The sequence below is a fragment of the Dendronalium phyllosphericum CENA369 genome (assembly GCF_016056275.1).
Taxonomy (GTDB): Bacteria; Cyanobacteriota; Cyanobacteriia; order Cyanobacteriales; family Nostocaceae; genus Dendronalium; species Dendronalium phyllosphericum.
The window spans coordinates 1-5,188 of the sequence record NZ_JAECZA010000147.1; the positions used below are offsets into that span (position 1 = coordinate 1).

Here is a 5,188-nt window from a genome sequence, read left to right on the forward strand (position 1 = left end):
AGGGGGATGAGGGGGATGAGGGGGATGAAGGGGATGAGGAAGTAGTTGCTACTGAGGTAGAACAGTTTGAGGAAGCTCCTTCTACTTTATTTTTGCGCTCTGCTCGTGATGCCAGATGATGGGTAATGGCAGCTTTTAACCAAGCACTATCTAACTCTGCTGTAGAAGCTACATCTGTTCCCCAGCGCCAGCCTAAGAATGTGGAACGGTCTGTGGTGACTACTGCGGCAGGATTATCTTTGGAATTCCAGACCGCAGCAGTTTGACCGGTCAGATCGTTAGGAATCACAACACCGCCATGTATTTTGCCAAACAGGCCATTTTGGTTTGTCCATTCCTGCATTCTGTCTTTTGAGGGTTTTATCTGTTGCGTGTCGTTGAGACTAAATCCCCAATAACTACCCAGGAGCGATCGCATTAACTGGCGTACTCCTGGTGTTGAAAGACTACCTACAGGCCCGCTGGCAATTAGAATTCCACCTTTACTCATCCATTCTTCTAAAGCGATCGCTTGTGTTGGTGTTAATGTCTCGACATTTGGCATAAACAAAATTCGGCGATCGCCCCAATCGGCTGCGCTTCTGATATCAGCTAGCTCAACCACGCAATAATTTACTCCTGTGGTTTGCAGGCGTTTTGTAATTCCCGTCCATTGCTGCGTATTGTCTTGGCTTTGCACTACGCTCAATATAGGTTCTTCGGCTGCTGTTGCTGGTAAAATACTAAATAAATTAAAAATTAAAAGCTTAAAAGTAAAAATGAAGAATCCAGTTTTTCTGATTTTCTTATTGTAATTATTCTGATTCTTCACTATTTACTCCTTCAGTTGATTAGGCATTATTTATTATTTATCATTCAGCATAACAAGAAATTACCTCCGAAAAACAACTGATATTTTATTCATCAAATAATTCAGGGCTTTTTCGATCGCTGTTCTTAAGTTTTAATTTTTCTGTCTGAAACCGATTTAACAATTTGCTTTAAAAGTCATCAATACAGGAGTTAATTAATTCTTCAACTCCTGCTATTGGTAAAATTTTTGTATTCAGTTGGCAAGCTAATTCCTCAATACTTATATCATCTAAAAAGACCAATTCTCCGTGTTTGAGCATGACTTTGGGCAGCAGAATTCCATCGCATAAATCTTGCCCTTGTAAATTTAAAAGTAAATCGTGACCTGTTAATAATCCTGTAACGGTAATTTTTTGTCCCCAATAATCACTACATAAAGCACGCATATTTACTTCTAAACCATCAACTGCATTCAAGCTTTGCAAAATAGGTTGAAATGCTTTTTCAACTGCATTGCCTACTACCCACGTTAATTTCCGTTTAGGAGAGATTTTTGGTGGTAGTAATTCTGTAGCTGCCTGGGCAAATTGCTTGATAAACAAGCGAATGGAACCAACACCGTTATCTATTTGGGGATATTCTTCATATTCAGCTTCGCTTGGTAATTCCTCACCTGCAATCAAAAACCACTCATCAGCTAACCAAGCAAAACCTGAACCGAATTGTTGGCGAAATTGCTGTGAGAGCGATCGCACCTGATAAATAACTTCTGTAGCTTTTTCTGGGGTTACAGGTATGAGTTCGTCCTTCTCTGGACGAAATCGCGTTAAACCTACAGGTACTACAGCTACTGAGGCGATCGCAGGTAATTCTCCAGTGTAAAAGGACGCTAAATCTCGCAGAGTTTGTTCCAGATGTTTGCCGTCATTTATACCAGGGCAAACGACTACCTGAGCGTGAATTTGCAGCCGCCTTTCTTGAAACCACTTGATTTGTTCTAATATTTGTCCAGCACGCGGATTTTTCAGCAGTCTAATTCTGACTTCGGGTTCTGTAGCATGAACGGAGACAAACAAGGGAGACAGGCGCATTTGTTCGATTCGCTGCCATTCCCTTGCTGATAAATTGGTGAGAGTCAAATAAGAGCCATATAAAAAGCTCAAACGATAATCATCGTCTTTCAAATACAAGCTAGAACGCTTACCGGGTGGTTGTTGGTCGATAAAGCAAAACGGACAGCGATTATTACACTGCATCAACCCATCAAACAAAGCTGTTTCAAACTCTAGCCCTAAATCTTCGTCATAGTCTTTTTCAATTTCAATCTGATGGCTTTTACCACTAGCATCTAAAACTTCTAGTTCTAGAACTTCATCAGCACATAAAAATTGATAATCAATTAAATCGCGGGGATGCGTTCCATTGATAGCAACTATCGCATCTCCCGCTTCAAAGCCAATCTCTGCGGCTATAGAGTCTGGAAGAACCTTGGTAATTTTGGCAGGACGAATGGTAGACATAAATTAACAGTTAACAGTTAACAGTCAACAGTTAACAGTTAACTGTTAACTATTAACTATTTTTCAACAGTCCCGATCCTATCGCACTCAAGATTGCAGCACCAAATGCTAAACGATACCAGACAAAAACCCAAGTGTTCTTAGTTTGCAGGTATCGCAAAAGCCACGCTATAGATATATAAGAAAATACAAACGCTGATAATGTGCCTACTGCTACCACTAACAAGTCAATTTTACCCAGTGCTTCTTTAAAAAATTCATACAAGGTGGCAATTGTGAGGGCGGGAATTCCTAAGAGAAAGGAAAATCTAGCTGCGGTCTGTCTCTCCAGCCCTAGAAATAAAGCAGTTGTCAAAGTTGAGCCAGAACGAGATACACCTGGAGTTAAGGCCAGCATTTGACCAAGCCCAATCAGCAGTCCATCAACAATTGTGACACTATTAAAGTCTCGTTTGCGACTACCTAATTGTTCGGCTGCACCTAGTAAAAGTGCCATCACTATTGAAGCGATCGCAATAGTGGTCATGCTGTTAATCGCAGAATTTTCCTCATTTAGTGCTTTTTTGAGGATAAATCCCCCAATCAGTACGGGCAAAGTTCCTAATGCAATTCCTACTAATAATTTCCATTCTTCTCGTTGCCAGTCTTTTTGTTGGAAAGCCGCCCAGCCTCCGCTTAATACTTGAGCGATAATTACTCGAAAATACATTATCACGGCAATCACACTGCCAAATTGGATTGTCGCTAGAAAAGCTTTTGAACCCAATTGCTCCCAGTGAAATGCTTTAGTAAATACTTCCAGATGGGCAGTACTGCTAATAGGTAGAAATTCTGTAATACCTTGGACAATACCGAGAATAAATGCTTGAAACAATTGCTGTATCAAGTTAACTTCTCCTACTGCTACCGCAGATTGAGATCCGCCAACCTGTAATAACTGAGCAAACAGCAAATCCATACCGCTTGTTTCTAAGATTATCGCCATTGAATAGACTCCTAAATATGGATCTTTTGTGAATTATCCAACTTTACGTTGTTGTAGCCAGTTTTTCCGGGGGCATATATCTACGCAAAATCCAGTTAAAATAAAAATGCCCCCAGGGGGGATTATTGAGTGTGATATATTAACTAAAATAAAGTTTAGTAACAAATATTAAAAACTTTGATTAATAATACATTGTTCTCCTACACAGCTTCTACCACTTCTATAGATACTGACTTACGCTCAAGCAACACTGGACAAATGGATACTAGGGAATTGGATACACTCTCCGCGTCTGCCTCCGTTCCCATAACCGTAACATTTCGACAAACTTGGTTAGTGTTTGCGGCGGCGGTGTTTTTGGTATCAATACCAGTTTTTGTGGAAGCGCCAATAGTGCGATCGCTGCCTAGTGTCAGTTTGGCGATGACAGGATTATGGGTGTGCTTGAGTTTTTCTTTAATGTCACGTCCTGCAACTTATTTATGGGGGGATTTGCTCTTAGGCTTTAGCTGGAGTTGGTTGGCAGGAGCGATTTACTGGGGTTGGTTACGTTGGGAACCTTTATGGCATTTACCAGTAGAATCAATAGGTTTACCATTCGCTTGTTGGTGCTTAGTAAGGAATTGGGGCAAGATTGGTAACTTGTTTTATTTAGGTTCTTTACTAGGTACAGTCTTGACAGATGTGTATTTTTATTTAGTAGACTTAATGCCTTATTGGCGGCAAATTATGCAGGTAGAACCTGCTGAAGTAGCATCAGTTTTACAAAATGCCGTCACACAAGTACAAACACCCTGGGGACAAGTTTGGGCAGTAATTTTAGCTTTAGTATTATTGACAGTCGGTATTTTACCCTTAAATCAAGGAAAACTTCATTGGCACGCATTTGGTGGTGCAGTATTAAGTACCATTTTGGTAGATAGTCTATTTTTACTGGCTGCTAGCGCTGCTTAAGGATTGGGGACTGGGGATTGAGGGTGATGAGGGTGATGAGGGTGATGAGGGAGTGAGAGAAATAACCACTAACTTTTGATTCTTGTACAGACGCGATTAATTGCGTCTCTACTCCTGACTCAGCACTTTATTACCACTGACCACTGACCACTGACAACTGACAACGTCTGTAAAAATAATTTAAATAATTTTTGGTAAAAGTAGAGTCAAACCAAGTAGCAGCAAATATTGTGGATATTAATAAGCTGTATATTAGTTTCTGATGACTGCTGTGTGTTGATTAAGTTATCAGCCAGTCAACAGTCAAAACTATTGACTGTTGACACTTTTAGCTTAAAGCTGTTTTTTAAGTTTAATGGAAAGAGGTGGAAAAATCGTGAAAGGATTGGTGCGTTTATTAACAGTGTTTAGTTTGTTGCTGGGCTGCTGGGGATGGCTAGGAACAAATCAGACAGCCCAGGCTGCTGGTTTGTATAGTTTTTCTCTTCCTCAAGTGCCTGTTTTGGCTATTGAACGGCAGAATCGGGCAGATGCCAAGCTAGCAACGGAATTTGGAAAAAAAATTGATTTGAATAATACCAACGTGCGAGCTTTTCAGCAGTATCCAGGGCTATATCCCACTCTTGCTAAACAAATCATCAAGAACGCTCCTTACAAAAGCGTAGAGGATGTGCTAGATATTGCGGGATTGAGCGATCGCCAAAAACAAACTCTGCAAGCTAACTTCGATCACTTCACCGTGACAGATTTAGAACCTGCCTTCAACGAGGGAGACGATCGCTTTAACAACGGTATCTACAGATAACTGTAATTGCGGTTAATGTAGTAAAAGCCCACTCCCAATTTTGAGGAGTGGGACTCTTCTATTTAGAGGAGTTAGGAGTTGCAAGTTAGAAGTTAAGAATTATTTCCCCCATCTCCCCCTGCTCCCCCTACC

General features: G+C 40.7%; 4 protein-coding genes and 1 pseudogene. 2 read left to right on the forward strand and 3 right to left on the reverse strand.

What is annotated here, in order from left to right; translation table 11 throughout:
• The 3 genes and pseudogenes from I8752_RS21015 to I8752_RS21025 form a co-directional block, all read right to left on the reverse strand.
• Positions 1-811: pseudogene (locus I8752_RS21015) on the reverse strand (glycoside hydrolase family 10 protein); the annotation flags it as partial.
• 169 nt (positions 812-980) lie between these two features.
• Positions 981-2,312 (reverse strand): TIGR03279 family radical SAM protein, encoded by a 1,332-nt coding sequence (locus I8752_RS21020; RefSeq protein ID WP_214434232.1) that lies wholly within the window; start codon positions 2,310-2,312, stop codon positions 981-983.
• Between the two features lie 52 nt (positions 2,313-2,364).
• Positions 2,365-3,297, reverse strand: a complete 933-nt coding sequence (locus I8752_RS21025) for an undecaprenyl-diphosphate phosphatase (RefSeq protein ID WP_214434233.1) — start codon at positions 3,295-3,297, stop codon at positions 2,365-2,367.
• 177 nt (positions 3,298-3,474) lie between these two features.
• Between I8752_RS21025 and I8752_RS21030 the strand changes: the two genes are divergently transcribed.
• A complete protein-coding gene (locus tag I8752_RS21030; protein WP_214434234.1) occupies positions 3,475-4,251 on the forward strand; it encodes a DUF3120 domain-containing protein in 777 nt (258 codons plus the stop codon).
• Positions 4,252-4,627: 376 nt separating this feature from the next.
• Complete coding sequence (gene psbU, locus I8752_RS21035; RefSeq protein WP_214434235.1) at positions 4,628-5,056, forward strand: photosystem II complex extrinsic protein PsbU; 429 nt, start codon at positions 4,628-4,630, stop codon at positions 5,054-5,056.
• The last annotated feature ends 132 nt before the right edge of the window (positions 5,057-5,188 follow it).

What these genes read in the sequence shown, in the direction of transcription:
- I8752_RS21025 (WP_214434233.1), bottom strand. Translation starts at nt 3,297, where the DNA reads ATGGCGATAATCTTAGAAACAAGCGGTATGGATTTGCTGTTTGCTCAG.
- I8752_RS21020 (WP_214434232.1), bottom strand. Translation starts at nt 2,312, where the DNA reads ATGTCTACCATTCGTCCTGCCAAAATTACCAAGGTTCTTCCAGACTCT.